Source organism: Nocardia salmonicida NBRC 13393 (assembly GCF_001613085.1).
Lineage (GTDB): Bacteria > Actinomycetota > Actinomycetes > Mycobacteriales > Mycobacteriaceae > Nocardia > Nocardia salmonicida.
Genome location: NZ_BDBR01000009.1, coordinates 280482 through 306704, shown reverse-complemented (window position 1 = coordinate 306704; position 26223 = coordinate 280482). Strand labels below are relative to the sequence as shown.

At 67.2% G+C, this 26223-nt stretch carries 29 protein-coding genes; 10 read left to right on the top strand and 19 right to left on the bottom strand.

What is annotated here, in order from left to right; genetic code table 11:
• Window positions 1-46: 46 nt before the first annotated feature.
• Window positions 47-1027 (top strand): hypothetical protein, encoded by a 981-nt coding sequence (locus NS1_RS11315; protein WP_062983954.1) that lies wholly within the window; start codon window positions 47-49, stop codon window positions 1025-1027.
• Here NS1_RS11315 and mgtE read toward each other — a convergent pair.
• Window positions 1024-2472 carry a magnesium transporter gene (mgtE, locus tag NS1_RS11310; RefSeq protein ID WP_255284491.1) on the bottom strand — a complete coding sequence of 483 codons (1449 nt, stop codon included), beginning with the start codon at window positions 2470-2472 and terminating at the stop codon, window positions 1024-1026. The two genes, NS1_RS11315 and mgtE, sit on opposite strands and share 4 nt — an antisense overlap.
• Before the next feature lie 357 nt (window positions 2473-2829).
• Window positions 2830-3405 (bottom strand): TetR/AcrR family transcriptional regulator, encoded by a 576-nt coding sequence (locus NS1_RS11305; protein ID WP_062983952.1) that lies wholly within the window; start codon window positions 3403-3405, stop codon window positions 2830-2832.
• An 80-nt stretch (window positions 3406-3485) separates the two neighbouring features.
• On the opposite strand from NS1_RS11305, the gene NS1_RS11300 reads away from it, so the two are divergent.
• The gene (locus NS1_RS11300; protein WP_062983950.1) at window positions 3486-4172 is read left to right on the top strand and encodes a DUF899 family protein; all 687 of its coding nucleotides are present in this window, start codon (window positions 3486-3488) and stop codon (window positions 4170-4172) included.
• Here the strand turns inward: NS1_RS11300 and NS1_RS11295 are convergent.
• Window positions 4151-4678, bottom strand: a complete 528-nt coding sequence (locus NS1_RS11295) for a hypothetical protein (RefSeq protein WP_062983948.1) — start codon at window positions 4676-4678, stop codon at window positions 4151-4153. The two genes, NS1_RS11300 and NS1_RS11295, sit on opposite strands and share 22 nt — an antisense overlap.
• A gap of 183 nt (window positions 4679-4861) precedes the next feature.
• On the opposite strand from NS1_RS11295, the gene NS1_RS11290 reads away from it, so the two are divergent.
• The gene (locus NS1_RS11290) at window positions 4862-5854 is read left to right on the top strand and encodes an LLM class F420-dependent oxidoreductase (RefSeq protein ID WP_062983946.1); all 993 of its coding nucleotides are present in this window, start codon (window positions 4862-4864) and stop codon (window positions 5852-5854) included.
• 32 nt (window positions 5855-5886) lie between these two features.
• On the opposite strand, the gene NS1_RS11285 is transcribed toward NS1_RS11290, so the two are convergent.
• The 3 genes from NS1_RS11285 to pnuC all read right to left on the bottom strand — a co-directional run bounded on the left by NS1_RS11285 (window position 5887) and on the right by pnuC (window position 8234).
• Complete coding sequence (locus NS1_RS11285) at window positions 5887-6381, bottom strand: DUF3558 family protein (RefSeq protein ID WP_062983944.1); 495 nt, start codon at window positions 6379-6381, stop codon at window positions 5887-5889.
• Window positions 6382-6531: 150 nt separating this feature from the next.
• Window positions 6532-7596: an AAA family ATPase gene (locus NS1_RS11280; protein WP_062983942.1), complete on the bottom strand. Its 1065-nt coding sequence runs from the start codon at window positions 7594-7596 to the stop codon at window positions 6532-6534.
• Window positions 7593-8234 carry a nicotinamide riboside transporter PnuC gene (pnuC, locus tag NS1_RS11275; protein ID WP_062983940.1) on the bottom strand — a complete coding sequence of 214 codons (642 nt, stop codon included), beginning with the start codon at window positions 8232-8234 and terminating at the stop codon, window positions 7593-7595. Before pnuC ends, NS1_RS11280 begins: the two co-directional genes overlap by 4 nt.
• Before the next feature lie 127 nt (window positions 8235-8361).
• Between pnuC and NS1_RS11270 the strand changes: the two genes are divergently transcribed.
• On the top strand, window positions 8362-8808 hold the full coding sequence (locus tag NS1_RS11270) for an RDD family protein (protein ID WP_062983938.1): 447 nt from the start codon (window positions 8362-8364) through the stop codon (window positions 8806-8808).
• 50 nt (window positions 8809-8858) lie between these two features.
• Here the strand turns inward: NS1_RS11270 and nrdE are convergent, their stop codons facing one another.
• From nrdE to NS1_RS11250, 4 genes are all read right to left on the bottom strand, one after another.
• Complete coding sequence (gene nrdE / locus NS1_RS11265) at window positions 8859-10940, bottom strand: class 1b ribonucleoside-diphosphate reductase subunit alpha (protein ID WP_235569462.1); 2082 nt, start codon at window positions 10938-10940, stop codon at window positions 8859-8861.
• A gap of 59 nt (window positions 10941-10999) precedes the next feature.
• Window positions 11000-11473 carry a class Ib ribonucleoside-diphosphate reductase assembly flavoprotein NrdI gene (nrdI, locus tag NS1_RS11260; RefSeq protein WP_082843882.1) on the bottom strand — a complete coding sequence of 158 codons (474 nt, stop codon included), beginning with the start codon at window positions 11471-11473 and terminating at the stop codon, window positions 11000-11002.
• A gap of 30 nt (window positions 11474-11503) precedes the next feature.
• Entirely contained in the window at window positions 11504-11737 is a 234-nt protein-coding gene (nrdH, locus tag NS1_RS11255) for a glutaredoxin-like protein NrdH (RefSeq protein ID WP_062983937.1), read from the bottom strand.
• Between the two features lie 387 nt (window positions 11738-12124).
• Complete coding sequence (locus NS1_RS11250; protein WP_056812368.1) at window positions 12125-12694, bottom strand: NAD(P)H-dependent oxidoreductase; 570 nt, start codon at window positions 12692-12694, stop codon at window positions 12125-12127.
• A 96-nt stretch (window positions 12695-12790) separates the two neighbouring features.
• Between NS1_RS11250 and NS1_RS11245 the strand changes: the two genes are divergently transcribed.
• Both NS1_RS11245 and nadE read left to right on the top strand, forming a co-directional pair.
• Window positions 12791-13438, top strand: coding sequence for a TetR/AcrR family transcriptional regulator (locus tag NS1_RS11245; protein ID WP_371852075.1), 648 nt, complete (start codon window positions 12791-12793; stop codon window positions 13436-13438).
• Between the two features lie 6 nt (window positions 13439-13444).
• Window positions 13445-14269 carry an NAD(+) synthase gene (gene nadE, locus NS1_RS11240; RefSeq protein WP_056812371.1) on the top strand — a complete coding sequence of 275 codons (825 nt, stop codon included), beginning with the start codon at window positions 13445-13447 and terminating at the stop codon, window positions 14267-14269.
• Window positions 14270-14298: 29 nt separating this feature from the next.
• Here nadE and NS1_RS11235 read toward each other — a convergent pair whose 3' ends face one another.
• The 3 genes from NS1_RS11235 to moaA are packed head-to-tail and all read right to left on the bottom strand — an operon-like array spanning window position 14299 to window position 15960.
• Window positions 14299-14637, bottom strand: coding sequence for an iron chaperone (locus tag NS1_RS11235; RefSeq protein ID WP_062983936.1), 339 nt, complete (start codon window positions 14635-14637; stop codon window positions 14299-14301).
• Between the two features lie 29 nt (window positions 14638-14666).
• A complete protein-coding gene (locus NS1_RS11230) occupies window positions 14667-14909 on the bottom strand; it encodes a MoaD/ThiS family protein (RefSeq protein WP_062983935.1) in 243 nt (80 codons plus the stop codon).
• Complete coding sequence (moaA, locus tag NS1_RS11225) at window positions 14902-15960, bottom strand: GTP 3',8-cyclase MoaA (protein ID WP_062983934.1); 1059 nt, start codon at window positions 15958-15960, stop codon at window positions 14902-14904. The genes NS1_RS11230 and moaA overlap by 8 nt, the downstream gene beginning before the upstream one ends.
• Before the next feature lie 142 nt (window positions 15961-16102).
• Here moaA and NS1_RS11220 point away from each other — a divergent pair, with 142 nt between their 5' ends.
• Genes NS1_RS11220 through NS1_RS11210 form a run of 3 tightly spaced genes read left to right on the top strand, consistent with a single transcriptional unit; the run spans window position 16103 to window position 18793 of the window.
• A complete protein-coding gene (locus tag NS1_RS11220; RefSeq protein WP_062983933.1) occupies window positions 16103-17308 on the top strand; it encodes a molybdopterin molybdotransferase MoeA in 1206 nt (401 codons plus the stop codon).
• The gene (gene moaCB, locus NS1_RS11215) at window positions 17305-18369 is read left to right on the top strand and encodes a bifunctional molybdenum cofactor biosynthesis protein MoaC/MoaB (protein ID WP_062983932.1); all 1065 of its coding nucleotides are present in this window, start codon (window positions 17305-17307) and stop codon (window positions 18367-18369) included. Before NS1_RS11220 ends, moaCB begins: the two co-directional genes overlap by 4 nt.
• On the top strand, window positions 18362-18793 hold the full coding sequence (locus tag NS1_RS11210) for a molybdenum cofactor biosynthesis protein MoaE (RefSeq protein ID WP_062983926.1): 432 nt from the start codon (window positions 18362-18364) through the stop codon (window positions 18791-18793). Before moaCB ends, NS1_RS11210 begins: the two co-directional genes overlap by 8 nt.
• 3 nt (window positions 18794-18796) lie before the next feature.
• Here the strand turns inward: NS1_RS11210 and NS1_RS11205 are convergent, their stop codons facing one another.
• The 3 genes from NS1_RS11205 to NS1_RS11195 form a co-directional block, all read right to left on the bottom strand.
• Window positions 18797-19828 (bottom strand): CobW family GTP-binding protein, encoded by a 1032-nt coding sequence (locus NS1_RS11205; protein ID WP_062983924.1) that lies wholly within the window; start codon window positions 19826-19828, stop codon window positions 18797-18799.
• Window positions 19829-19905: 77 nt separating this feature from the next.
• Window positions 19906-21471, bottom strand: a complete 1566-nt coding sequence (locus tag NS1_RS42390; RefSeq protein ID WP_062983922.1) for an N-acetylmuramoyl-L-alanine amidase — start codon at window positions 21469-21471, stop codon at window positions 19906-19908.
• 187 nt (window positions 21472-21658) lie between these two features.
• A complete protein-coding gene (locus NS1_RS11195) occupies window positions 21659-22195 on the bottom strand; it encodes a sigma-70 family RNA polymerase sigma factor (RefSeq protein WP_062983921.1) in 537 nt (178 codons plus the stop codon).
• Between the two features lie 229 nt (window positions 22196-22424).
• Here NS1_RS11195 and NS1_RS11190 point away from each other — a divergent pair, with 229 nt between their 5' ends.
• Window positions 22425-22760: an SUKH-4 family immunity protein gene (locus tag NS1_RS11190; protein WP_062983919.1), complete on the top strand. Its 336-nt coding sequence runs from the start codon at window positions 22425-22427 to the stop codon at window positions 22758-22760.
• On the opposite strand, the gene NS1_RS11185 is transcribed toward NS1_RS11190, so the two are convergent.
• The 3 genes from NS1_RS11185 to NS1_RS11175 all read right to left on the bottom strand — a co-directional run bounded on the left by NS1_RS11185 (window position 22751) and on the right by NS1_RS11175 (window position 26104).
• On the bottom strand, window positions 22751-24253 hold the full coding sequence (locus NS1_RS11185; protein WP_169812765.1) for a nitrilase-related carbon-nitrogen hydrolase: 1503 nt from the start codon (window positions 24251-24253) through the stop codon (window positions 22751-22753). The genes NS1_RS11190 and NS1_RS11185 overlap by 10 nt on opposite strands.
• A gap of 76 nt (window positions 24254-24329) precedes the next feature.
• Entirely contained in the window at window positions 24330-25010 is a 681-nt protein-coding gene (locus NS1_RS11180) for a response regulator (RefSeq protein WP_062983915.1), read from the bottom strand.
• Window positions 25007-26104 carry a sensor histidine kinase gene (locus NS1_RS11175; RefSeq protein WP_218019916.1) on the bottom strand — a complete coding sequence of 366 codons (1098 nt, stop codon included), beginning with the start codon at window positions 26102-26104 and terminating at the stop codon, window positions 25007-25009. The genes NS1_RS11180 and NS1_RS11175 overlap by 4 nt, the downstream gene beginning before the upstream one ends.
• Window positions 26105-26223 lie beyond the last annotated feature (119 nt).

Genomic DNA, 26223 nt, shown 5'->3' with positions numbered 1-26223 from the left:
GTCGGGCGCGAGTCCGGGCCCGGATCTGTCGAGGACAGGGGTGCCGATGTATCGCAGGATGGCGCTGGCCGCTGCCGCGTTGCTCGTGTGCGCCGCATGTGGGAGTGACGACGCGGGCAAACCCCCCGACTACGGGGAACTGCCGCCGCCGCCCGCACCGGTGATTCCCGCCCAGCCCCCCGAGTTCTGGTCGAAGGTTCCTCAGGATCCGAACCAGCGCGCCGAGGTAGCGCAGGCGACCCGCCAGGTCGACGTCTGCGCGCTGCTACCGCGCGAGGTCCTGGCGAAGCTCGGCGAGGTCAAGAGCGTGACCGTCGGATTGGATTCGTGCCGGGCCCTTCTCGGCAGCGACAAAGCCGGCGAGGGCTCGACCCTGACCTGGCACGCCACCCTGCTGAGCAGTGTGTCCACGAGCGGCCGAGGCATCATGCGGCAGATCGGCGACGCGACCGTCCGCACGGTTCCCGATCGCGAGACCGGCGAACCACGCGCCTGCGGTGCGACCGCCCAGTTCCCGTCCAGCGCGGCCTTCTACCTCGGCCTTTCCACCCCGGGCAAGAACCCCTGCATCGTCGCCGACGAACTGATGCCAGGCATGGTCGACCGCTGGCGGCAATCACCGCCGCAGGGCACCTCCCCCGACACCGCACCGACCGTGCTGCTCGGCGCCGATCCGTGCACGGTCCGGGGCAAGCTGGCCGGCGCCGTCCCCGACGACGAACAGCGACTCACCCAGTGCCTGTTCGGTTACCGCGGCGAGAAGATCACCGTGAGCTACGAGTACCGCGTGCCCGAATATCTGGCCGCAAACAGCACCGAGGACCGAATCGACGGCCGCACGGTGCACCGCTCGGTCTCGGTGTACGACAGCTCGATCCCGATCTACACCGCGGCTGTCGGCCCGGAACTGCCCGCCGAATCCACCGCGTTCGGCAGGCGTATTCCGGTTGTCGAGGTGGTTGCCGCCACCGACGACGTCGCCAAGGACGTCATGGCGCAGACGCTCACGCTCTTCCCGCAGCGCTAGATTCCCAGCACCAGCTTCGCGGTGGTGAAGTAGATGATCAGCCCGGTCGCGTCGACCAGCGTGGTCACCATCGGCGCGGACACCACCGCGGGGTCGATCCGGAACTTCTTGGCCAGCAACGGCATCGTGCCGCCGATGGTCGCCGCCCAACCGCAGATGACCACCAGGGTGATGGCCACGACGATGGCGATCTTCGGCCCGACGAACACCGTGCCGATCAGCAGGCCCGCGGCGGCCAGCATGGTGCCGAGCACCAGCCCGACCCGGCATTCGCGCCAGATCACCTTGAACAGATCCGAGACGCGCACCTCGCCGACCGCCAGCGCGCGCACGCACGCCGTCGCCGCTTGCGCACCGGCATTGCCGCCCGCCCCGATCAGCAGCGGAATGAACAGCGCCAGGCTCGCGGCCTGTTCGAGGGTCGAGGCGAACATGTCGGTGACGCTCACGGTCAGCGTGGCCGCGAACAGCAGCAGCGTCAGCCACAGCGCCCGGTAGCGCGCCAGCTGGAACACCTTGGCGGCCATGTAATGGCCTTCCCACGGCGCCGAACCGGCCTGCTTGGCGACGTCCTCGCTGTCGGCGGCCTCGAGCACCTCCATCGCGTCGTCGATGGTGAGCAGCCCGACCACTCGATCCTCGCTGTCGACGACCACCAGGTTGATGAGGTTGGTGGAACTCATCAGCCGGGCGGCCTTCTCCGCGGCATCGGTGGCCCGCACGAACGGCGGCTCGGTGACGACGAGTTCGGACACCATCGCGTCCGGGGAGTGCAGCACCAGCTCGCGCAGTTCGACGATGCCGGTGAGACGACGGCCGCGATCGACCACGGGCAGCGTGTACACCGTCTCGGCGTTGCCGCCCTTGGCGCGCACACAACCCAGCGCCTGCGCGACGGTCAGATTGTCCGGCAGCGCAACGACTTCGGGCGTCATGTACAGCCCGACCGAGCCCTCGGGGTAGCCGAGCAGCGTGGCCGTCATCCGGCGCTCGCGCGGGCTCAGTCCGGCGAGTACCTTCTTGGCGACCTTGGCGGGCGCTTCGTGCAGCATGCGGGCGCGGTCGTCGGGGTCCATCGCCTCGACGAGATCGCGAAAGCTCTTCTCGCGCAGTCCCTGCAGGATCTGCTGCTGGTCGACCGGCTCGAGCTCCTCGAACACACTGAGCGCGCGCTCCTTGTCGAGCAACCGGAACACGACACCGGCCTGCACGGCGTCCATGCGCGCCAGCGCGTCGGCGATGACGTGCGGCGGACGGTTGTCGAGCCAGTCGAGGCCGCTACAGACCCGGTGGGTCGCGACGATGTCGCGCACCGACTCGGACAGGATTTCGAGCGCCTCGGTGACCGCATGGTCTTCGACGGCCCTGCGGCGCGGCGAAATCACTTCGGGCACAACGGTTTCGGCGGGTACATGACGGGCGGTAACGAGATCGACGTTCGACATGATCGAGTCCTCTGGCGTGACAGCGCACACGCCTGCGGCACAGCTACAGGATGTGCGAGAAGTGGAACGAGTGACGGTGGTTCACACCGCGGGGCGTCCACCGCCGAGGCCGACACGCACAGACCGGACCGAACAGGTCAGGATGTGTGGTGCAAGGACGAAGGGGCGACGCCGCGCGGCCTTCGACTGGGAGGTTCGTTGCGCATAGCAACCCCACCTCCTCGCAGTCGCCGCGGGTGATCTCTCCGCGAATCGCTTGGAGTACCCACACGGGCACACCCTTCCACTTATGAGACTACATGCGAGCCCCACTTGTTTCATCTTCAGCTCGCGTACCACTGGCCACAGTGACACCGATCACACTGCTCGCGGCAGCCCCGCGATGACGGTGTCGACGGCCTGTTCGGCGAGCGGCCACAGCTGCGCGCGGTCCAGGTGCCGCAACGGCCCGCGCAACGCCAGTTCCGCGAATCCGTGCACGGTGGACCAGCAACTCCAGGTCGCGCCGGGGCGCGCCACGGGAGCGAGGTCGCCGACGTGCACCATCATGTCGAGCGCGTCGGCGAGGGCGAGGTAGGCGGGCGAGTCGACCACCGACTCCGGCGAGATGTCACCGGCGCCGAAGAACGCGACCGCGAACCAGCCCGGTTCGAGCAGCGCGAAGCCGATGTAGCCGAGCCCGACCGCGCGCAGACTCGCACGCGGCGCCGCCGGGCTGCGCTCCATACCCTCGGCCATCCTGGACTCGATCGCGGCCGAGACCGCGCGCAACAGCGCTCGCCGGTCGGGAAAGTGCCGGTAGGCGGCATTCGGCGTGACGCCGACCCGGCGGGTGACTTCGCGGATCGTCAGCGCGTCGGGACCGCCGGACCGGGTGAGCTCCAGCCCGGCCTCGACCAATGCCGCCGCGAGGTCACCGTGGTGATAGGCCAACCCTTGAACTCCCTTTCGATGAAGTATACGGTGTGAACATACCAAATGTGCACGTCGTACACATCGAAGGGTGGCCCGTCATGACCGCATTGCCCACCATCGTCGAGCACGACGCCTGGCAGACCGAACTCGATCAGCTCAGGATTCGGGAGAAGGCCGCGACGCGCGAACTCGACGCCGTCGCCGCCCAGCGCCGCCGCATGCCCGCCGTCCGGCTGCCCGGCTACACACTGAAAGCCGAAGACGGCCGCGATGTCTCACTCGCCGAGGTCTTCGACGGACACTCGCAGCTGATCACCTATCACCACATGTGGACGCCGGGGAACACCTGGCAGTGCCCCGGCTGCACCGGCCTCACCGCGCAGTACGCACGACTGGATTTCCTCGCCGGCTACGACGCGCGCTTCGTCATCGTGACCCAGGGGCCGATGGACGAGGTACTCAGCTACAAGAAGCGCGTCGGCAACGCGATGACCTGGTATTCGACCGCCGACAGCCCGTTCGGCGCCGACATGGGCGCCGGCCCCGACGCGGGCTTCGCCGTGAACACCTTCCTGCGCGACGGCGACACCGTCTACCGCAGCTGGCACACCGACGGCCGTGGCACCGAACAACTCGCCTACAGCTTCGGACTCATCGACGCACTCCCCTACGGCCGCCAGGAGGAATGGCAGGACAGCCCCGAAGGCTGGCCGCAGTCGCCCACCTACAGCGGCTGGCCGAGCAGCAAGGACATCGCCGCCTCCTACGGCGACCCGAGCGCCTGACCTGCGAGATCCGCACCGACCGCACGTTCGACCGCGGGCCAGTCGGGGGTGTGGGTCACCCAGTCCGGGATCGGCCCGGCCTGCGCGCCGAACAGGTACCGCCGGGGCACCAGATCGCGCAGGATCGTGTGCACGTCGAGCCGGTCGTCGATCATGTGCGTGATGCCGAGTTCGGCGCAATGCGGGGCCTTGCCGGCGCGAGTTCTGCAGAAGCGCAAGTGTTCTCGGGGTATTCCGGTGCGGGCGGCGAAGTCGTGATGGTCGAGCCATTGCCGGGTACGTTGCTCGATCCGCGGACCACACTTCGAGATCACCCAGACATTGCCGTCGAAGCGGGTGACCAGCCGATCGAGCACTTCGAACGCGTCACGACTCGGCGGAGTACTCATCGCTTCGTCGAAGCCGCCCGACAGGAACACGGTGTCCGCGGCGCCCGGTGTGAGCGCGGCTCCCTGGATCACTCGGCCGAAGTCGACGCCGAGGCGGGGTGGAGAAATATTGTTCATACAGCTGCCAGCATGCCCGGGTTCACCCCGCGTGCCAACCGAATTTCGGTGCATAACGGCCGGTCCAGGGTTCAGCGCGGTGCGCGCACAATAGTTGCCTGAGCGCGCAGAAGTGGAACAGTGGTTCTCGACACCCGCGGCGTGTGGCGCCGCTCGAGTTCTACTCAATCCAGGAGAAAACCTGTGCGCTTCGGCATCTTCGTTCCCCAGGGCTGGCGGCTGGATCTGGTCGGTATCGAACCGGCCGACCAGTGGTCGGTGATGCGCGAGCTGGCCCAGCGGTTCGACACCGGCACCGACTGGGAGTCGATCTGGGTCTACGACCACTTCCACACCACGCCCGTTCCCACCGACGAGGCCACCCATGAGGCGTGGTCGTTGATGGCGGCGTTCGCGGCCACCACCTCGCGCGTGCGGCTGGGGCAGATGTGTACTGCCATGAGCTACCGCAACCCCGCCTACCTGGCCAAGGTGGCCGCGACCGTCGACCTCATCTCGGGCGGCCGGGTGGAGATGGGCATCGGCGGCGGCTGGTACGAACACGAATGGCGCGCTTACGGTTACGGCTTCCCGTCCGCCGGTGAACGTCTCGGTCGCCTCGACGAGGGCGTGCAGATCTTCCGCCAGGCGTGGCAGTCCGGCCGGGCAACGTTGAACGGCAAGTACTACGAGGTCGATGACGCCATCGTGCACCCACGACCGTTGCAGGAGAACGGCATCCCGATCTGGATCGCCGGTGGCGGCGAGAAGAAGACCCTGCGCATCGCCGCGAAATACGCCGACTACACCAACTTCAGCGGCGACCCCGACGAGTTCGCCCGCAAGTCCGACATCCTGCGCCAGCACTGCGAGGAGGTCGGCACCGATTTCTCCGCCATCACCCGTAGCTCGAACTTCAACGCCATCGTCGGCACCACCGAAACCGAAGTGCAGGAACGGCTCTCGACGATCGTCGACCGCTTCACCCCCTTCCTCGGCGCCGATGTGGCCAAAGCCCGTGTGCACGAACAGTTCGCCACCAGTGCGGCCGTCGGCACCCCGGAGCAGATCGTCGAACGCCTCACGAAGGTCAAGGATCTCGGCCTCGCCTACACCATCGCCAACTTTCCCGAAGCCGCCTACGACACCTCCGGCATCGAACTCTTCGAACGCGAGGTGATCCCCGCATTGGCGTAACGGTCGACCCGATGACCCGACTTCTCGCTGGTTCAGGCGGGAAAGGTCGGCACGATCGATTCGCCCATCTGCCGTAGGGTCGCACAGGCGTCGTCGCTCTGGTGGGCGGGGTTGTTCACTACGACCATGCGGATTACGCCCTGATCAGCGGAGAAGAGGACGTCGCAGGAGCCGGAAGTGGGAGCGCCACCGAGGCGACGGCCGGTGCGGCCTGCGACGGTGTAGTCGGCGAAAGCTGTTTCACCCGATTCGGATTCGAATTCCCCGAGGGTTCGCGAGGTGGAGAACACTCGCAGGTAGGCGGTGTCGCCGGTCCACTCACAGGTCTGCCAGCCTGCAGCCACCGCGCCGGCGGCGACCTTCGTCGCGGGGTCGACACCGGCCTTGTGCAGAGCATCCGCGGTTACTCCGGTACACGGTTCGAACAACGCTGTCGTTGCCGTCGGCTCCTGCCCCTCGCTCGAACATCCGACGAGCGCCGCCAACGCCAATCCCCCGGTCGCCATCGTCATGAGCGCGCGCTTCATCCGTGTTCCCTCTCACCGTGCATCGCAAAACGCGGCCACGGTAACAAGGTTCGCGGCCGCCCCGAGCCGTCGTTCGCCAAGCCTGGGCCGATCACCACAACCCCGCACCCGATGCTGTGACGAACTCGCACGTTGCGCTCGGTCTGCGTTCTAGGTGCACGCCCGTTCGGTTGTGGCGCGCTCCGGCAGCGGGTCCGCGATGTCCCAGCCTTCGGCCAGCAGCGCGTCGACAGCGGCTACGGCGGTGGCGAGGCGCTGTTCGGGTGGCCCGGTCAGCATCGTGAATCGCCGGCCGGTGCGGGTGAGTTCGGTGCGGAAACGCTCGGTCATCCACGGCCGCAGGTGCTCGCCGTCGCGCAGACCGTCGTCTTCGAACGCGACGCCGACATGGTCGGTGAGCAGCCACAGGTGCTGGCGGTGCTCGGCGACGATGCCGGGATGGGTATAGCCGAGATAGCGTTCGTGCCAGATGGTCGTGGCGAAGGCATCGGTATCGCAGACGAGTACCGGGCCGGTTTCGCGGGCCGCGCGATCCTCGCCCGCCTGCTGGTGCGCGGCGATCAGCGGGAATTCGGGCGAGGTGAATTCGATATCGGACCAGTGCCCGCCCGGACCGAGTGCGGCCAGCTTTCGTTCGCTGTATTCGCGGCCGTACTCGGGGACGTAGCGGGCGCCGTAGTGCGCGGCGAGCGCCTGCGCGACGGTCGTGGTTCCGGTCGATTCCGCACCGAGCACCACCACCCGCTTGGTCATCGCGGCGCGGACCGGCGGGGACAGGAAGTCCCAGTGGGCGAGGGGATTTCGGCGGATGTCGGTCGCTGAGATCGGGTGGCGCAGGCGCTGCGGGTCGACACAGATCGCGTCGGCGCCGAAGCGCCGGCCCAGCTCGTCGCCGTAAGCCTCCGAGGTGAAGACCGCGTCGACGGGGTCTGCGACAGCGGCGAAGAACACCGCCATGTGGGCGTCCCAGATGGCGGGGTCGGTGATGTCCATCGGCACGTCGTCAACGGCGCCGACGACGGAAATAGCTGGATCAGAATGCATTTCGCGCATCCAGGCCACACGGTCGGCGAGCGGGATCGACTCCACCGACGACGCGCAGACCAGCACGGTCAGCCGCTCACAGCGGGCGGCGGCGGTGCGAACCAGGTGGTGATGACCCGCGTGCGGCGGATAGAACTTGCCGAGAACCAACCCGTGCCCATACCGCGTCATGCCGCGACCGCCACCGGGGCCTCGACCACATCACGGCGCCAAGCGATCAACCCCCGAACGCACAGTACGAGGAATCCGAGGTACAACAGCGCCGTCAGGTACAGCCCCTTGTAGGCATACAGCGGGATGTAGACGATGTCCGCCGCGATCCACAACCACCACGACTCCAGCCGTTTACGGCACTGCCCATAGGTCGCCATCAGCGACAGCGCGGTGGTGAGCGCGTCCCAGAACGGCACGGTGGACTCGGTGGCCGTGTCGAGCAGCACGGTGATCGCGGCGGTACCGAGCACCCCGCACGCCGCGAGCCACAGCCATTCGACCCGCGTCGTCCGACGCACCGGCAGTGGCTCGGTGCGCGAGGACCCGTGCACCCACGTCCACCACCCGTACCCGGCCAGCGCGATGAACACCACCTGCAACCCCGCGTCGGCGAAAAGCTCGGCCTGGGTGAACAACAGAATGAAGAGCACATTGTTGGCGATGCCGATCGGCCAGTTCGCGATGTGCTGGCGAGCGACCAACCACACGCACAGCGCTCCGCTGCCGAACCCGAGCACCTCAGTCCAGCTCACCGCCGTACCGAGCACCGTGAACAACGGCTGCTGCAGTGCGGCAACCAGATCCAGCACGTCCATCTCCCACCCCCACTATTAGTCATATAGACCATAATTCATGCGAGGCACCGCCGCAAGAGACGCGGTGATCAGGTCGACAAGGTCGGCAGCGGGTGGTTGTTAAGCGGTGTCGACCACGCTGAGCCCCATGAGCAACGCAGCACCGCCCCGGCACGCGACGAGGAACAGCGGATACGCCCGCGGCGCCGATGTGCGACCGAGGCGCATCGCTGCCGAGACACGTCGGCGCCCGACGGACGAATTCCCGCTCACCGGAAGCACTTCCAGCGGCGACGAGACCGGCGTGATACCCGCGTTCCTCATCGATATGGCGCTGCACGCCGCGATCGGCGCCACCGCCTGGTACATCGCGTCCGGCACGACGGCCGTTCTGTACGGCATCCTCGCCTGGCTCGGCGCGTCCTTCCTGCACCGCACGATCGTCCAACGGCTCACCCGGACGACGATCGGCAAATGCTCGTACGGGCTCCGACTGCGGTACGCCGACGGCACCTACCCGTCGACCTGGCAGCTGATCGGCCAGTGGTTCCGCGGCGGCTGGTCCTGCTTCGACCTCTTCGACAGTGCCCCCTGACGCGAAAAGGGCGGTCTCCCAGAGAGACCGCCCTTTATCGTTAGCTCAGCTCACAACATGCACGACACGCAACCCTCGACTTCGGTCCCCTCGAGGGCCATCTGGCGCAGGCGGATGTAGTAGAGCGTCTTGATGCCCTTGCGCCACGCGTAGATCTGCGCCTTGTTCAGGTCGCGGGTGGTGGCGGTGTCCTTGAAGAACAGCGTCAGCGACAAGCCCTGGTCCACGTGCTGGGTGGCCGCGGCGTAGGTGTCGATGATCTTCTCGTAGCCGATTTCGTAAGCGTCGTCGTAGTACTCGAGATTGTCGTTGTCCAGGTAAGGGGCCGGGTAGTAGACGCGGCCGATCTTGCCTTCCTTGCGGATCTCGATCTTCGACGCCACCGGGTGGATCGAGCTGGTGGAGTGGTTGATGTAGGAGATCGAACCCGTCGGCGGCACGGCCTGCAGGTTCTGGTTGTAGATGCCGTATTCCTGCACCGAGGCCTTCAGCAGACGCCAGTCGTCCTGGGTGGGGATGCGCACGCCGGCCTCGGCGAACATCTGCGCCACCTTGTCGGTCTTGGGCACCCACGCCTGCTCGGTGTACTTGTCGAAGTACTCGCCGCTGGCGTACTTGGATTCGGCGAACCCACCGAACGAGGAGCCGCGCTCCTTGGCGATCAGGTTCGAGGACCGAATCGCGTGGTAGACCACGGTGTAGAAGTAGATGTTGGTGAAATCCACACCTTCTTCGGAGCCGTAGTGGACCCGCTCACGCGCCAGGTATCCGTGCAGGTTCATCTGTCCGAGGCCGATGGCGTGGGACTCGTTGTTGCCCTGCTCGATCGAGGGCACCGAGAAGATGTGGGTCTGATCCGAGACAGCGGTGAGCGCGCGGATCGAGGTCTCGATGGTCTGACCGAAGTCGGGCGAGTCCATCGCCTTGGCGATGTTGAGCGAACCGAGGTTGCACGAAATGTCCTTGCCCACCTTGGAATACGACAGATCGTCGTTGAATTCCGAGGGGGTGGAGACCTGCAGGATCTCCGAGCACAGGTTCGAGTGGGTGATCTTGCCCTTGATCGGGTTGGCCCGGTTCACCGTGTCCTCGAACATGATGTAGGGGTAGCCCGACTCGAACTGCAGCTCGGCGATGGTCTGGAAGAACTCGCGCGCCTTGATCTTCGACTTACGGATGCGCTTGTCGTCGACCATCTCGTAGTACTTCTCGGTGACGTTCACATCGGCGAACGGCACACCGTAGATGCGCTCGACGTCGTACGGCGAGAACAGGTACATGTCCTCGTTCTTCTTCGCCAGCTCGAAGGTGATGTCGGGGATCACCACACCCAGCGACAGCGTCTTGATGCGGATCTTCTCGTCGGCGTTCTCGCGCTTGGTGTCGAGGAAGCGGTAGATGTCGGGGTGGTGCGCGTGCAGGTACACCGCGCCCGCGCCCTGACGCGCACCCAACTGGTTGGCGTAGGAGAACGAGTCCTCGAGCAGCTTCATGATCGGGATGACACCCGAGCTCTGGTTCTCGATCTTCTTGATCGGGGCGCCGTGCTCACGAATGTTGCTCAGCAGCAGGGCGACGCCGCCGCCGCGCTTGGACAGCTGCAGCGCGGAGTTGATGGAGCGCCCGATGGACTCCATGTTGTCCTCGATGCGCAGCAGGAAGCAGGACACGGGCTCGCCGCGCTGCTTCTTGCCGGAGTTGAGGAAGGTGGGGGTGGCGGGCTGGAAGCGGCCGTCGATGATCTCGTCGACCAGGTTGCTCGCGAGCACCTCGTCACCGGCGGCCAGCGTCAGCGCGACCATGCAGACACGATCTTCGAACCGCTCCAGGTAGCGCTTACCGTCGAAGGTCTTGAGCGTGTACGAGGTGTAGTACTTGAACGCGCCGAGGAAGGTCGGGAACCGGAACTTCTTGGCGTAGGCCTGCTGGAACAGCTGCTTGACGAAGGCGCGACCGTACTGGTCGAGCACCTCGGTCTCGTAGTAGTTCTCCTTGACCAGGTAGTCCAGCTTCTCGTCCAGGTTGTGGAAGAAGACCGTGTTCTGGTTCACGTGCTGGAGGAAATACTGGTTCGCGGCCTCTCGATCCTTGTCGAACTGGATCTCACCGTTGGGGCCGTACAGGTTCAACATCGCGTTGAGAGCGTGGTAGTCGAGCACCTCGCCCGCCTCGCCGCGCACCGCCGACTGCTCTAGGCGTGCTGACTTGCCTGCCGGTGCTGTGGTTGCTGTTGCCAAAACAATCCCAATCCCTCTCGGACGCGCGCGACGTCCTCAGCGGTTCCCATGAGTTCGAAGCGATACAGATACGGCACCCCGCATTTTTGCGAGATGATGTCTCCTGCAACGCAATAGGTATCGCCGAAGTTCGTGTTGCCGGCCGCGATCACCCCGCGCAGCAGCGCGCGGTTGTGTGGGTCGTTGAGGAACTTGGCGACTTGCCGCGGAACGAGGTCCTTGTCGGGACGCTGTCCACCCATGACGTGCCGACCACCGCCATAGGTGGGGGTGATCAGCACGTAGGGTTCGTCGATCCGCGGCGGATCAGATGATGTGTGCAGTGGAAGTCGAGTAGCCGGGAGACCGAGCTTCTCGACGAAACGATGGGTGTTCTCCGAGGCGCTGGAGAAGTAGACCAGCCCGCCCGGAGACATCTGCTCGGGCATGGCGCCTCCTTACCGGCGAACCGGCGCGAACTAGGCAGCCGCGACGGCGAGCGACTTGATGCGGTCGGGACGGAAGCCCGACCAGTGATCCTCACCCGCGACGACGACCGGCGCCTGCAGGTAGCCCAGTGCCATGACGAAATCACGCGCCTCGTCGTTCTCCGAGATGTCGATGACTTCGTAGTCCACCCCGACCTTGTCGAGCGCCTTGTAGGTGGCGTTGCACTGCACGCAAGCGGGCTTGGTGTACACGGTGATGGTCATGATGGAAGTCCCTCTCTCCTATGCCTGATCCACAGCCTGTGATCCGTATGCAATGCACGAACGGGTGATGCTGCGCAAACTCCTGGATCTAGCGAAGAAAGCCCTGCTCGCAACCCCTTCCCTTGGGCCCGATCAGTGGTGGCTTCACACCGTCTTCCAGTACGACAGACACTACACCTAGTGTCCGACAGATGGGAACAACACAAGGTGTTGCGAGTCGCACGGATGTAATTCCCACGCGGTAAGTCCCAGGACGGGCCACCGGCCAGCAGGGAAAACAGTGGTTCAGATCACGATTTCATCTACCGGCGAGTCTTCAGCAAACCCCGTGGACAGCCGAAGGGCGTCGCATCCGTGACGGATGCGACGCCCTGCCGAACGCCCAGCTTACGCCGAGACCAAAGTGCCGTTCACCGCGGCGACCAACTCGTGGACGGTCGCGCCGAGCTGGGTCAGCGCCTCGGCGTCCTCAGTCGGATGAGTCTGCGCGAAACGCTCGCCGATGGTCGCGAACTGCGCGTGCGCCGACTCGACGACGACGCCGCCCGCCACGCCCACGGACTTGACGGTGTCGCCGTGCGCCCACGCCGCGGCGTTCGGGCTGATCGACGCGCTCACCACGGCGACCGGCTTACCCTTGATCGAGCCGGCGCCGTACGGACGCGAGGCCCAGTCGATGGCGTTCTTCAGCACGGCGGGCAGGGTGCCGTTGTATTCGGGAGTGACCAGCAGGACGGCATCGGCCGCGGCGACGGCGGCACGCAGCGCGGCGGCCTGCGCGGGCACGGCGTCGGGCACATCGAGGTCTTCGTTGTAGAACGGGATCTCGCCGAGACCCTCGTAGATGGTGATGTCGACGTCGGCGGGCGCGGTCTGCACGGCAGCCTCGGCCAGGCGGCGATTGATGGAGCCCGCGCGCAGGCTTCCGACGAGAGTAAGGATGCGGGTCTCGCTCATTGCGACTCCTGGTGTACTCAGTGGAATGATCCAAGTTTCATCCGACAATAACCGGACCTCGGTCCGATTACTTCCCGCGGAGGACGTGTGAGCGGCGTGAGCTACGGCACACCCAGATCCGACGAACCGCCCCTGCTGGGGATCGGACAGCCGCTGCCCGGCAGCGCGGAACCCGTCGAACGTGCCGATGCCGCGCGCAATCGCGCCCTGCTGCTCGACGCGGCCCAGCAGTTGGTGCGTGAGCACGGCGTCGACGGTCTGACGATGGACGCCCTGGCCAAGCGCGCGGGAGTGGGCAAGGGCACGGTCTTTCGCCGATTCGGCAATCGCACCGGGCTGATGCTGGCGCTGCTGGATCATTCCGAGCAGAAGTTCCAGGCCGCGTTCATGTTCGGCCCGGCGCCGCTCGGCCCCGAAGCGAACCCGGTCGAGCGGCTGATCGCGTTCGGGCGGACTCGGCTGCTCGATGTCGAGGTCGAGGGCGATCTGCATCGGGCCGCCGAGGAGAACGGGCGTTTCGGCGGCGGGCCGTACGCCCTGCACAAGGCGCACGTCACGCTGCTGCTGCGCGCGGCCGGGGTCGACGGTGAAGTCGCGCTGATCGCCGACTCGCTGCTGTCCACGCTGTCGGCGGCGCTGATCATCCACCAGGTCGAGGTGCTGGGTTACTCGCGCGAGCAGATCGGCGACAACTGGGAATGGCTGGTTCGCCGGGTCATTTCCCCTGCCCCACAAGTAGAGTGAGACGGCATGGGGACACTGCGTGAACAGATCATTGCCGAATTGGGTGTACAGCCCGAGATCGAGCCGAAGCAGGAGGTCCGGCAGCGCGTCGACTTCCTGAAGGACTACCTGGCCACCACCCCGGCCAAAGGGTTCGCCCTAGGGATCAGTGGCGGACAGGACAGCGCGCTGGCCGGTCGGCTGTGCCAGCTCGCCGTCGAGGAGCTGCGGGCCGAGGGCGTCGAGGCGAAATTCCTGGCGGTACGGCTGCCCTACGGCATGCAGGCCGACGAGCACGACGCGCAGATCGCGTTGAACTTCGTCGACCCCGATCGCACGGTCGTGGTGAACATCCGCCCCAGCGCCGACGCCGTGGGCATCGAGGTCGCGGGCGCGCTGGATCACGAGCGGTTGCGCGACTTCGTGCGCGGCAACATCAAGGCGCGCGAGCGGATGGTCGCCCAGTACGCCCTCGCGGGCCAGGAAAGCCTGCTGGTGGTCGGCACCGATCACGCGGCCGAAGCGGTCACCGGATTCTTCACCAAGTTCGGCGACGGCGGTGTCGACCTGACTCCCCTCACCGGTCTCACCAAGCGTCAGGGCGCGGCCCTGCTGCAAGAACTCGGCGCCCCGTCGAGCATCTGGTCCAAGGTCCCCACCGCCGACCTCGAGGACGACCGTCCCGCCCTCGCCGACGAGGACGCGCTCGGCCTGCGCTACGCCGAGATCGACGACTACCTCGAAGGCAAGGACGTCACCCCCGAGGTGGCCACGCGGGTGGAGTCGATCTTCACCAACACCCGCCACAAGCGCACCGTCCCGGTCACCCCGCTCGACACCTGGTGGCGCTAGCCGAATGCACCGAACCGGCGCCCACTAGATCAACAGATCGCCGCGCCCTCACCGGATGCGGTGGCGCGCAACAGGTCCCGAATGAGTTCGTAGTCCGGTTCCTTGCGGAAGCGCAGGCATCCCTTGCCCATGTCCTGGCTCGCGAGGCGATCGGCGAAGGCCGCACGCACGTCGAAGCGAAGCAGGTAGAACGAGATGTACTGCTTCTGACCGGCGAAGGCGACCTCGCCGATGCCGTCGCGCTCGTAGGCGGGCATGCCGTAGGACATCACCTCGCTGAAGCCGGTCAGCTCCGCCAGGCACAGCGCACGCAGCCTGGTCAGCGCCCCGCGCCGGTGGGCGGGGAGTTCGGCGAGGTAGGTCGCCACATCGGGGCCTTGCTCTGGACCATGCGCGACTAGCCCCCGGCGAACGGGGGCAGTACGTCGACGCGGTCGCGCAGCATGGCCGACGGGTCGCGCGTGAGTTCGTCACCGATGAGGAAGGCGCAGACGCCGACCAGGCCGTCGACGTCGGAACCGTAGGTGGCGGCGAGGGTCGCCCGTAGGTCGGCGACGGTGGCGCCGTCGGGTAGGTCCAGGGATTCGGTGTTCTTGCCGACCGCGTCGGCGATGGCGGCGAAATAGCGGACCTCAACCACCAATGGCTCCCATCGTGCGTTCCGGGGGGACGAAACCGGCGGCGTCGATACCGTGACCGGCCCATTTCTGCCACATCGCGCCACGCCACAGCTCGGCGACCTCGTCGTCGTCGGCGCCTGCTCGCAGCACGGACCGCACGTCGAACTCCTGGTCGCTGAACAGGCACGAGCGCAGCATGCCATCGGCGGTGAGCCGGGTACGGTCGCAGCTGTCGCAGAACTTGCGGGTGACCGTGGCGATGATGCCGACGGTCGCCGGTCCGCCGTCGACCAGCCATTTCTCGGCCGGAGCCGAGGGGTCGACGCGGGTGGTGGGAGTCAGGGTGAAGCGCTCGCCGAGGACATCGAGGAGGTCGGCGGCGGTCACCATGTGATCGCGAGCCCACTCGTGGTCGGCGTCGAGGGGCATTTCCTCGATGAAGCGCAGCTCGCACTGTTCGGCCAGGCACCACGCGAGCAGGTCGGCCGCGCCCGCCAGATTCTGGCGCATCAGCACGGCGTTGACCTTCACCGGCGCCATGCCCGCGTCGCGCGCGGCCCGGATGCCGTTGAGCACCGATTCCAGGCGGTCGCGGCGGGTGAGACGGGTGAAATCCTCCCGGTCGACGGTGTCGAGGGAGACATTGACTCTGGTCAGGCCTGCCGCCGCGAGCTTGTGGATGCGGTGTTCGAGGCCGACGCCGTTGGTGGTCATGGCCAGCGGGGTGCCGGGCACCGCCGCATGACAGCCCGCGATGATCTGTTCCAGCTCGCGGCGCATCAGCGGTTCGCCGCCGGTGAACCGCACCTCCCGCACACCCAGCTCGCGCACGGCCAGCGACACCAGCCGCACGATCTCGTCGGCGGTGAGCAGTTCCTGGCGCGGAATCGGCGGGAGGCCCTCCTCCGGCATGCAATAGGTGCAGCGCAGCGAGCATTTCTCGGTGATGGACACGCGTAGGTCGCGGGCGATCCGGCCGAAACGGTCGACGAGGAACGGCGTCTCGGGCCTGCCGTCCAGGGACGGCCGCTCCGATCGCACGGCGGGTATCCCCATCTCGACCAGCGTCATCTCTACAGTATGACCCGTAAGGCCCGTCACATTCCCTGCGCCGGGCCGATTCTTCGCGAACTCGTCAGCTCACCACAGGCAAGCCCCCACCGTGAGCAATGCGACCCCGACCGGCCCGGACGGCGGAGATTAAGCTGGCAGCATGACTCCCCGGCCCGCTACCGCGTCGGCACGCAGCGTCGACGAGTACCGCGACACCGTCGCCGCGCTGCTGGCCCCGCTCGCCGACCGCCCCGATGAACAGGTGGCGGTGCCCGACGCGCTCGGCCGCACGCTGTCGGCCGATGTGGTGTCGCCGATCGACCTGCCGGTGTTCCGTAACTCGGCGATGGACGGATACGCGGTGCGCGCGGCCGATGTGGCCGTCACGCCGGTCACGCTGCCCGTTGTCGGCGTGGTGGCGGCGGGTAAGCCGGGCACCGACGCGCTGCCCGTCGGCTCGGCGGTGAAGGTGATGACCGGTGCGCCGATGCCGCCCGGTGCCGATTGTGTGGTGCCGGTCGAGGATGTGCAGGCCGGTGACGGGCGGATCGTGGTCGAACGTGGACGTGGGCGCGGCGAATTCGTGCGCGAAGCCGGCACCGATGTGCGGACCGGTGAGCTCGTCGCGCGGGCGGGCACGGTGCTCGCCCCCCGCCATATCGCGGCGCTGGCCGCTGTCGGCCTGGCTACTGTGCCGGTGCTGAGTCGATTACGTGCGGTCTGCATCACGACCGGTGACGAACTCCAGCCCGCGGGCAGCGTGTTGGCGCCGGGACAGATCTACAACTCGAACGGCATCGCCCTGGCCGCGGCACTGCGGGCCGACGGTGTCGAGGTGGTCGAGGTCGCGCACAGCACCGACGACCCCGCGGTGTTCACCTCGGTGCTGAACGCCGCGACCGCCGCCGCCGACGTGGTCTTCACCTCCGGCGGCGTGTCCAAGGGCGACTTCGAGGTCGTCAAGGATGTGCTGGGTCCGCTCGGCGGGACGTTCGGCTCGGTCGCGGTGCAACCCGGCGGACCGCAGGGCTACACGGTGGTCGACGAGGTCCCCGTGCTCAGTTTCCCCGGCAATCCGGTGAGCACGATGGTGTCGTACGCGGTGTTCGCGCGCCCCGCCGTGCGCGCGCTGTCCGGACTGCCGGAACTCGTGAGCGGCGAAACGACCCTGCGCACGCCGCTGCGCTCCCCTGCCGGTCGTCGCCAATATTTGCGCGGCCTGTTGACCGAGGACGGGGTCGAAGTGATCTCGGGGCCCGGCTCACACCTCATCGCGGCGATGGCCTGGGCCGATGTGCTCGTCGATGTTCCCGCCGAGGTCACCTCGCTGGCCGCCGGTGTCCCTGTGCGAATCTTGTCGTTATGAGCGAGTTGTCCCACGTCGACCGCGAGGGTCGCGCGCGCATGGTCGATGTCAGCGCGAAAGCCGACACCACCCGGATCGCTGTCGCCGCAGGCGAATTGCAGACCACCGCCGAGGTGATCGCGTTGGTGCGGGCCGAGGGCATGCCGAAGGCCGATGTGTTGTCGACTGCGCGGTTGGCCGGAATCGCCGGTGCGAAAAAGACTTCCGAGCTGATCCCGCTGTGTCATCAGCTGGCGCTGTCGTCGGTGAAGGTGGAGTTCGGTTTCACCGAGACGACCATCACCGTCGAGGCGACCGCCAAGACGAAGGGTCCGACCGGCGTCGAGATGGAAGCGCTGACGGCGGTGGCCGTCGCGGGGCTCACCTTGCACGACATGGTGAAGGCGGTGGACCCCGCCGCGGTGATGAACGGGGTCCGGCTCGTCACCAAAGAGGGTGGAAAGCACGGGCATTGGGTGCGGCCGGAGAGTCGTTCCGACACCGGCGCACCGGCGCTCGACCGGTTGGCGCAGGTGAACGCGGGTGGTGGTGTCGAGACCCCGATGTCGACGCCCAGGGCGACGGAATCAGCTGACGCCCAGACCTTTTCACGGACAGCAGTCGTGGTCGTCGCGTCCACCGGCACCGCGGCGGGAACCCGCACCGACACCACCGGCCCCGTCCTCGTCGATTGGCTGACCGCACAAGGGTTTTCGGTCCGTGGGCCGCTGGTCTACGCCGATGCGGAGATCGCCGCCGGGCTGGCCGACGCGCTGAGCGCGGCGCCCGCGCTGGTGGTGACCACCGGCGGCACCGGCGCCTCCCCCACCGATGCGACGCCCGAGGCCACCCGCGCCGTGCTCGATCGTGAGCTGCCGGGTGTCGCCGATGCGATCCGGCAGCGCGGGACCGCGAAGTTCCCCCTGGCCGCACTGAGTCGCGGCGTCGCCGGGCTGGCCGGTCGCACCGTTGTCGTGAACCTGCCCGGTTCGCCCGGCGGGGTGAAAGACGGGATCGCGGTGCTGGAACCGCTGTTGGATCATCTGCTCGCGCAAGTAGCCGGAGGCGGCAACCATGAGTGACTTCGGTGCCGTTCGGCTGGCGACCATCAGCGATCAGGACCTCGACCCCCTCACCGTCGAAAACGCAGTCGACGGACCGGAATTCGGCGCGGTGGTGGTGTTCACCGGCAAGGTGCGCAACCACGACGGTGGCCAGGCGGTGACGTCGCTGGAGTACTCCGCGCACCCCCAGGCCGAGCGCTTCCTCCACGCGATCTGCGCGGAAGTGGCGCAGGCGAGCGGACTTCCGGTCGCGGCGACACATCGGATCGGGTCGCTCACGATCGGCGGGTTGGCGATCGTCGTCGCGGTGGCCGCGCCGCATCGGGCCGAGGCGTTCACGGTGTGCGCCGAGCTCGTCGATCGGATCAAGCACGAGGTGCCGATCTGGAAGCGGCAGTTGTTCGCAGACGGACTTTCGGAGTGGGTCAACGCCTGCGGCTGACGGTCACTGCACGGTATAACGCCATACGCCGAGCATCTCCTGCTCGTCCAAGAGCGTCTCACCGTCGAAGACGGTGTCGTGCAGGCGTTTCAGCGCCCCGTCCGCGTCGAGCCCCGCGCCGATCAGCACCAGGTTCGAGACCCGCTGCTCGCCGCGCGCCCAGCTGCCGGGGGTGAAGACCACGTGTCTGCCGACCAGGTGGACTTCGAACTTGCGTCGCTCGCCCGCCACCGCGAACGTCACATAACCCTTGGCGCGGAACAGACCTGGCGGCGGATCCTCCAGAAAGCCCACCAGCGCACGGGGATTCAAGGCAACTTCGCTCGTGAACGACACCGAGACGTAGTCATCATGGAGATGCCGGTGGTCGGGATCATCGTGGTCGTGCTCGTCGAGCAGTGCGTCGAAACTCAGCTGCTCGGCCACCTTCGGCTGATCGGGCGCCCGATCGTCGAACAGCAGGCCCGGATCGATACGGCCGTGCGTCGTCGCATAGACCGGCACCTGCCCGACCCAGTCGGCCAACTGCGCCCGCAGACCGGCCAGCGCCTCGGGTCCGACGCGGTCCGCCTTGTTCACCAGCACCAGATCCGCCATCCGCAGATGGGTCACCAGCTCCGGATGCTGCGCGCTGGTGGCGGTGAACTGCTCGGCATCGACCACTTCGACCAATCCGCCGTAGGCGATACGCGGGTTCGGGTTGGCGATCACCATGCGGATCAGGTTGCGAGGCTCGGCCAGTCCGCTCGCCTCCACCACGATCACATCCACCGCACTGCGCGGTTGCGCCAGCTGCGCGAACAGATCGTCGAGTTCGGACACGTCCACCGCGCAGCACACGCACCCGTTGCCGAGCGACACCATCGCGTCGACCTGCCCCGCCACCAGCATCGCGTCGATGTTCACGGCCCCGAAGTCGTTGACCACCACCCCGATCCGGGTTCCCCGATTGTTGCGCAGCAGGTAGTTGAGCAGGGTCGTCTTCCCTGAACCGAGAAACCCAGCAACGATCACGACAGGAATCACCGCACCCATGGTGCCACCTGCCCCCAGTCGCACAGCACGCCGCCCACCCCTGGATCAGGAGTGGGCGGCGTGGGTGCGGTGAACTGTCAGGACGGACCGAAAACCATGCCCACCAGGGTGTACACCAGATTGATCAGCTGGCCGGGAATGGTTGATTCGTCCATGCCGAGGGCCTGGGCCAAAGGCATGAGCAGCGTCATGACGGTGGTGATCGGGCCGCCGAGGGTGCTCAGATCGAGCTCGGACTCTTCGGGCGCCGCCTCGGTTTTGGGTGTGGTGCCGCGCTTCTTCGGAGCGGGTGCGGCGGGCGCCTGGGGTGACGTCGTGCGGGGCGGGTCGCCGGGGGCCGCGGTGCGGACGGGGGCCACCGGTACCGGATCGGCGATCGGGGATCGTGCGGGGATCGGTGCGCCGGTCGCGGGACCGTTGGCGTCGGCAGGGGCCGGATCCTGGGTCGGCGCCGTCTGGTCGCTCGCGCCACTGGGCAGCGCGGGCGGATCAGCCGGTGCCTGCTCGGGTGCGGGAACCTGCGCCGGGGCGACCGCGTGCGGGGCCGCTGTCGTCGAGGTCGGAGCCGACGTCTGGGACTCCGGGGTCGACCCCGTGGTCCCTCCGGGCTTCTTCGAGGGCTGCGAAGAGTCAGCCGGGGCGGTGGTGGTGGGCGCCGAAGCCCCATTCGTGCCCTCGGCGGGCGTTCCCGCACCACTGGGGTCCCCGTCAGGGACGGACGCGCCGTTTTGGTTCGCGGCCGGCGGCGCGGGTGCGTCAGTGGTCGGCGCTGGGTCGACAGCGGGTGCGCGCTTGGGTGTCTGTGTGGTGGTCGCGACCGGCACCCGCCCAGGGGCGGCGGCGTAGGCGGGGATCGGCTTGTTCAGCAGGAACCCGACGACGCCGGTCGCGATGGCGACCGCGTGCTCGAGCTGACCTTCGCGCGATTCCAGCCGAGCGGCATCGCCGACATTGGCGCCGTTGCCCATCTCGACGAACACCAGCGGCACCTGCGTCAGCGCCGGGCCTGCCACATCCTCGCGGGTCTGCAGACCCCCTTTGACGCCCGCGTAGTTCGCGGGCGAGAAGCCCGCTGCCAGGTAGGCGTCACGGACCGCGCTCGACACGAGTCGCCCGCCGCCGGACTGCGCCTTGTCGGCGATCGAGTCGGGGATGGGGAGCTGCGGCACGATCATGTGGAATCCGTGCTGGTCGGGGCCCGCGCTGTCGGCGTGAATGCTCACCGCCACGTCGGCGCCGGACTGGTTGGCGGCGCGGGCGCGATCGTCGACGCAGCCGCCCCACCCGGTGTCGTCGGCACGGCTCAGCACCACTTCGGCGCCCAGCGCCTCCAGGGACGCCCGCACGAGCTGGGCCACGTCCCAGTTGATGGTGTGCTCGGGGATGCCGTTGAGCGAGGTCATGCCGGTGGTCTGGCAGTCCTTGGTGCCGCCGCGGCCGTTGTCGACCTGGCGGCTCAGGTCCTCCGAATGCGCCGACCCCTGGTGACCGGGGTCGAGGAAGATCGTCTTACCGGCGAGCTGCGCGCTGGTCGCCGGTTCAGGAGCGGCGTGGGCGGTCACGGGGATCAATCCCGACAGCGACACCACCACCGCGGCGGAGACGGTAGAGCAGATTCCGGCCTTGATGATGTTTGGTTGCATGTTCGGTCGGTGCTCCGGGACCGGAGCACCCCTCCCTTCCCATTGGTAACACCTGGTAACACCAAACCCAGTGGTTCACTCTTGCAACGTTGGCAACCACAGGGCAAGCACAGTTACCGAAATGTAACTGGATGGAAGCATGAAAAGACGCTGTTCGGATGCCCAGATGAGCGCTCAGTGACGATTCTCAGGCAACTTCTGGCAATTGCCGCAGGGACCGCAACGCGTAGTGCACCCGGGTCTTCACGGTGCCGACCGGAACACCGAAATCCGCGGCGACCTCCCGGTACCCGCGGTCGTGCAGAATCACCTCGGTCACCGCCGCGCGCTGCGGTTCCGGGAGCCTGGCCAGCAGGTCATCGACGAGCAGCCCGTCGACCAGTCCGTCGGCGAAATCCGGTCTGCCACAGACCGATACCTCGGTGATGTCGTCCCAGCCCACATCACCGGGCCGAATGGCTCGGGCCCGCAGGATGTCGATGATGACGTTGCGTTCGATCGCCAGCAGCCAGGTCCGCACGCTGCCTTTGCGATCGTCGAAGTCTCGACAGGAACGCCAACCGCGCAGCAGGGTCTCCTGCACCGCGTGCTCGGCCAGGCCCGCATCGCCGAGACTGCGCACAGCCCGCCAGTGCAGCAGACCGCGATCGGTGGCAAGCACCTCGGCCAGCCCGTCCCTGGTACACAGGCGCGCACAGTGCGCACCGCAGGAGTTGTCCTTCATATGGGGATATCGCCGTGGACCCCGTCGATGACAACGCCGCGCGTTAAGCGACTCTTCAGGATCCTGCTGGGCCGGTACCGGAGAGTAGTTCTTGCGAGCCCGGCAGGGCCTGCTCCAGGAGGGGGGAGCAGGGACGCCGGGCTCGTTCTATTTTCCGGGCTCGCGCATTCGAGCGAAGTCGAGCACGATCGCACCAGGGCGACGACAATCGCCACGAGGAGCGAACAACGTGGACATCCATGCATATCCGACCGACGCGCAGACGCCGGTCGACCGAGCCGAGGCCACCCGCCTCGCGGCCGAACACCTCCCCGCCGAGCAACCGGGGCACGATCGGCAGATCGTCGAATTCGCGGACGGATTCACCGTTTTCGCGATCGCGCCGCTGCACGCGCCCTCGGATCGGCCGATCCCGATCGGCGGATCGGTGTACGTCATCGACAAGGCGACCGGGGCGGTGTCGTTCTGGCCGACCTATCCGTCCGGTGTGGTCGCCGAGTACTACGCGCTGATCCTGGCGGCGGGCAAGTTGATCGTCGCCGATACCTGGCCCGATCAGGACTGATCGACCGATTCCCGAGGTCTCCTCGGTCGAGCGACCGGACGACGGAGGGCAGCGAGTCCACCGGCCACGGCGAGCATGATCGACAATCCTGCGAACCAGTCGCCCCAGCGAACGTAAGGCGTGCGATCCCCGGCGGTGCGGATGTCGGCGAGCGCCATGCGGGTTTCGGTGAGGTCGGTGCGGACCGACGCCTGCACGGTGCCCTGTGCGTCGACGGCGACCAGTTCGCCGAGCTGGGCGGGGCGGGCGATGGCGATGCCCGACTCGGCGGCTCGTAGTACTGCCATTCGGCTGTGTAACCAGTGGTCGACGGTGAAATCCAGTGCGGGAGCGAGGATCAGCGTCGCGCCCTCGGTGCGGTTCTGGCGGACGAGGGCAGGGCGATCGAGGTCGAAGCAGATCGCCAGCGCCCAGGAACGACCAGGAATCCGGACCGAGGTCGTTCCTGGCTGGAGCGAGGATTCGAGGCCAGGGACGAGAAAGCGCTTCGCGTAGACAGTTTCGCCTGGATAGGCGATGGCGGCGTTGACAGTGCCGTTGGGTTGTTCGAGTTCCAGACCTACGACCACATGGACGCCACGGCGAGCAGCAACGGCGCTGAGTGGGTCGCGCAACAACCAGAGCTCGGATTGTCTCGCATGCCAGGCCTTCTCGGTGAAGACGATGACTTCGGCGCCCTGGTCGGCGAGCTGGTCGACGGCGGCGACCGCTTCGGTGATCATCCGCGCACCATCGGGCGTGGCGACCGGAACGTACATCGGCGGCTGCGCGACGGCGACCAACCCCACCCTCGTCACCGGGCCGCCGCTTGCCGCCTCGGAACACCACTGACCTGCACCGATGGCGACGATCATCGCTCCCGCCGCCACACCGACCACCGTCAACCCGCGTGCCGTTCGGATTCCGGGGGCCATCAGCGCGGCAACGGCGCCGGGCACCGCAAGGAGCAGGAAGCTGATCCCCCACACGCCGGTGATCGATGCGACGCGCACGATCGCCGCCACCTCGGCCTGGGAGTACGCGATGCTCCACCACGCGCCGATCCCGCCGACCATGCTGACCAGGAACTCCACCGAGGTCCACAGGGCGGGTAGGGCGAGCACGGCCCATCCAAACCTGCCCTGTATCAGCAGCTTTCGAAAGAGGGCGATGCACGCCCCGAAGGTCAGTGCGCCGCCGACAAGCAGAATTACCGGGATCGTCGCAGGTTGGTCCAGGGTATCGATGAAGTAGGACCAGTACCTCGCGTTTCCGCCGAACCACGACAGCGCCGCTGCCGCGTACACCGCCGGCGCGGATTGCCGCGGGGCCAGCCACAACACCGGAAGTGGGGCGAGCAGGGCGATTCCGGGAATCGGATGCAGGCCGGTGCCGATACTCCACAACACCGCCGAGCCGATGGTGGCGATCAACCAGATCGTCGACGGCCCGAGCCATCGATGTTCGATTCGCCCGGAGAACCTCTCGCGCACAGCCTCTTCAGTAGATGTCACCCCTTGATCGTCGCGGTGGGGGCGGCTCCAGCACATCGCCCGTACGAGCGGACCCACCTCCCTCACGCGAGTGAGATCACCTCACACCGCCCGGCAATTGGTTGTCCCCCCGAGCCACCATCCCGGATTCATAGGCGAAGACCACCGCTTGGGCCCGATCGCGGAGACCCAGCTTCGAAAGAACGGAACTGACATGGGTTTTCACGGTGTGTTCGGTGACGACCAGCCGGGCCGCGAGTTCGGTATTCGAGCGACCCGCGGCGAGTTCTCGCAGGATGTCGCGTTCCCGCGGGGTCAGCATGGCCAACTGCGCGGATGCTTCCGGATGCGGACACGCGCGCGCGGCGACCTCGGCGATCAGCCGCCGCGTCACCGAGGGGGCCAGCAGCGCGTCACCGGCGGCGACAACCCTGACCCCGCCGATCAATTCGGCCCTGCGCGCGTCCTTGAGCAGGAATCCGCTCGCACCCGCCCGCAGTGCGGCGTAGACGTACTCATCGATGTCGAACATGGTGAGCACCAGCACCTTTGCCGCCGTCTCCGCGCAGATCCGCGCGGTGGCCCCCACTCCGTCCAGCCGCGGCATCCGCACGTCCATCACCACCACATCGGGGGTGAGCCGCCGGGCCGCCGTCACCGCTTCCACACCATCGCAAGCCTCCCCCACCACCTCGATGTCGGGTTCGGATTCCAGGATGAGCCGAAACCCGGTGCGGAACAGTTCCTGGTCGTCGACGACGAGCACTCGCATCGTCAACTCCCCTGTACCAGCGGCAGATCGGCGGATACCACGAACCCCGAACGCGTGGGCTCCACCCGCAACACGCCACCGCACGCGTGCACCCGTTCTCGCATCCCGACCAAACCGAAGCCCGTCGGGTCGCCGTCACCCACCCGACCGCCTTCCACCGCGGTGCCGTCGTCGGCGATTCGTACCCCGAGCCGACCCGATGACCAGTTCAGCGCCACGTCGACCCGCGTCGCCTTCGCATGCTTGCCCGTATTGGTCAGCGCCTCCTGCACGATTCGATAGGCGGCGGCGTCAGCCTGCGGTGAGATCGGCTCGCGGGCTCCGTGTTCGGTGAAACGGGCGGCCAGACCCCGATGATCGGCGAGCGCGACAAGATCGGCGATGGCGGCCACCCCTGGTTGATGCGGCGGATCGTCCTCGCGCAGCGCACCGATACTGTGGCGCAGTTCCCGCAGGGCAGCACGCCCACCGTCGGCGATCGCCGCGAACGCCACGTCGGCATCGGCCCGATCGAGCAGCGGACCGGTCTCGGCGCGCACGATCATCGCACCGACCGTGTGGGCGAGCCCGTCGTGCATATCCCGGGCGATCCGCAACCGCTCGCGAACCACGGCGGCCTCGCGTTCGTCGTCGAGGCGTCGCGTCCGTTCGGCGAGTGCGTCGATCTGCGCCTGCTTCGCACGGACCCCCGACCCGAGTGCCCATGCCGTCATGAACGACATCGCGGCATAGGCGTACGAGTCGGCGGTCTCGCGTGGCACCAGTAGTGACACCAGAATTCCCACCACGACCAGCACAAAGGTCGTACGTCGTTGCCGCGCGGAACAGTACGCCGCGATCGTGTACACACAGACGACCGTGCCGAACGGCAGGATCGGCAACGCGTGCACACAGCCGAGCGCGGTGATCGCCGGACCGACCACGAACAGCACACCCACCGGAGCCCTACGCCGCCACAACACCGGCACCGACGCGAGGACCGACAGCTCGACGATCCACCACGAGGCTCCGACAGCGAGCGCGGGCAATACCGTCGCGGCCGTCACCATGGCGGCGATCAGCGCGTCGAGCGGTGATGGATGTTCCCGAGGTAGTCCCACGACGTGCCAGTCTGTCCGGAAACAGTCCACCGCACCTCACTCTCGAGAGTGATTCGGCGCGCCTTACCGCGCCCGTACGCTCAGACATAGGCTGGAATCGGACGCGGCAACATCCAGTG

Coding starts and splice junctions, on each gene's coding strand:
- NS1_RS11315 (WP_062983954.1), top strand. CDS start 47: ATGTATCGCAGGATGGCGCTGGCCGCTGCCGCGTTGCTCGTGTGCGCC.
- mgtE (WP_255284491.1), bottom strand. CDS start 2,472: ATGTCGAACGTCGATCTCGTTACCGCCCGTCATGTACCCGCCGAAACC.
- NS1_RS11300 (WP_062983950.1), top strand. CDS start 3,486: ATGACCGCATTGCCCACCATCGTCGAGCACGACGCCTGGCAGACCGAA.
- NS1_RS11295 (WP_062983948.1), bottom strand. CDS start 4,678: ATGAACAATATTTCTCCACCCCGCCTCGGCGTCGACTTCGGCCGAGTG.
- NS1_RS11285 (WP_062983944.1), bottom strand. CDS start 6,381: ATGAAGCGCGCGCTCATGACGATGGCGACCGGGGGATTGGCGTTGGCG.
- NS1_RS11280 (WP_062983942.1), bottom strand. CDS start 7,596: ATGACGCGGTATGGGCACGGGTTGGTTCTCGGCAAGTTCTATCCGCCG.
- pnuC (WP_062983940.1), bottom strand. CDS start 8,234: ATGGACGTGCTGGATCTGGTTGCCGCACTGCAGCAGCCGTTGTTCACG.
- NS1_RS11270 (WP_062983938.1), top strand. CDS start 8,362: ATGAGCAACGCAGCACCGCCCCGGCACGCGACGAGGAACAGCGGATAC.
- nrdE (WP_235569462.1), bottom strand. CDS start 10,940: ATGTTGAACCTGTACGGCCCCAACGGTGAGATCCAGTTCGACAAGGAT.
- nrdI (WP_082843882.1), bottom strand. CDS start 11,473: ATGCCCGAGCAGATGTCTCCGGGCGGGCTGGTCTACTTCTCCAGCGCC.
- nrdH (WP_062983937.1), bottom strand. CDS start 11,737: ATGACCATCACCGTGTACACCAAGCCCGCTTGCGTGCAGTGCAACGCC.
- NS1_RS11250 (WP_056812368.1), bottom strand. CDS start 12,694: ATGAGCGAGACCCGCATCCTTACTCTCGTCGGAAGCCTGCGCGCGGGC.
- nadE (WP_056812371.1), top strand. CDS start 13,445: ATGGGGACACTGCGTGAACAGATCATTGCCGAATTGGGTGTACAGCCC.
- moaA (WP_062983934.1), bottom strand. CDS start 15,960: ATGACGCTGGTCGAGATGGGGATACCCGCCGTGCGATCGGAGCGGCCG.
- NS1_RS11220 (WP_062983933.1), top strand. CDS start 16,103: ATGACTCCCCGGCCCGCTACCGCGTCGGCACGCAGCGTCGACGAGTAC.
- moaCB (WP_062983932.1), top strand. CDS start 17,305: ATGAGCGAGTTGTCCCACGTCGACCGCGAGGGTCGCGCGCGCATGGTC.
- NS1_RS11210 (WP_062983926.1), top strand. CDS start 18,362: ATGAGTGACTTCGGTGCCGTTCGGCTGGCGACCATCAGCGATCAGGAC.
- NS1_RS11205 (WP_062983924.1), bottom strand. CDS start 19,828: ATGGGTGCGGTGATTCCTGTCGTGATCGTTGCTGGGTTTCTCGGTTCA.
- NS1_RS42390 (WP_062983922.1), bottom strand. CDS start 21,471: ATGCAACCAAACATCATCAAGGCCGGAATCTGCTCTACCGTCTCCGCC.
- NS1_RS11195 (WP_062983921.1), bottom strand. CDS start 22,195: ATGAAGGACAACTCCTGCGGTGCGCACTGTGCGCGCCTGTGTACCAGG.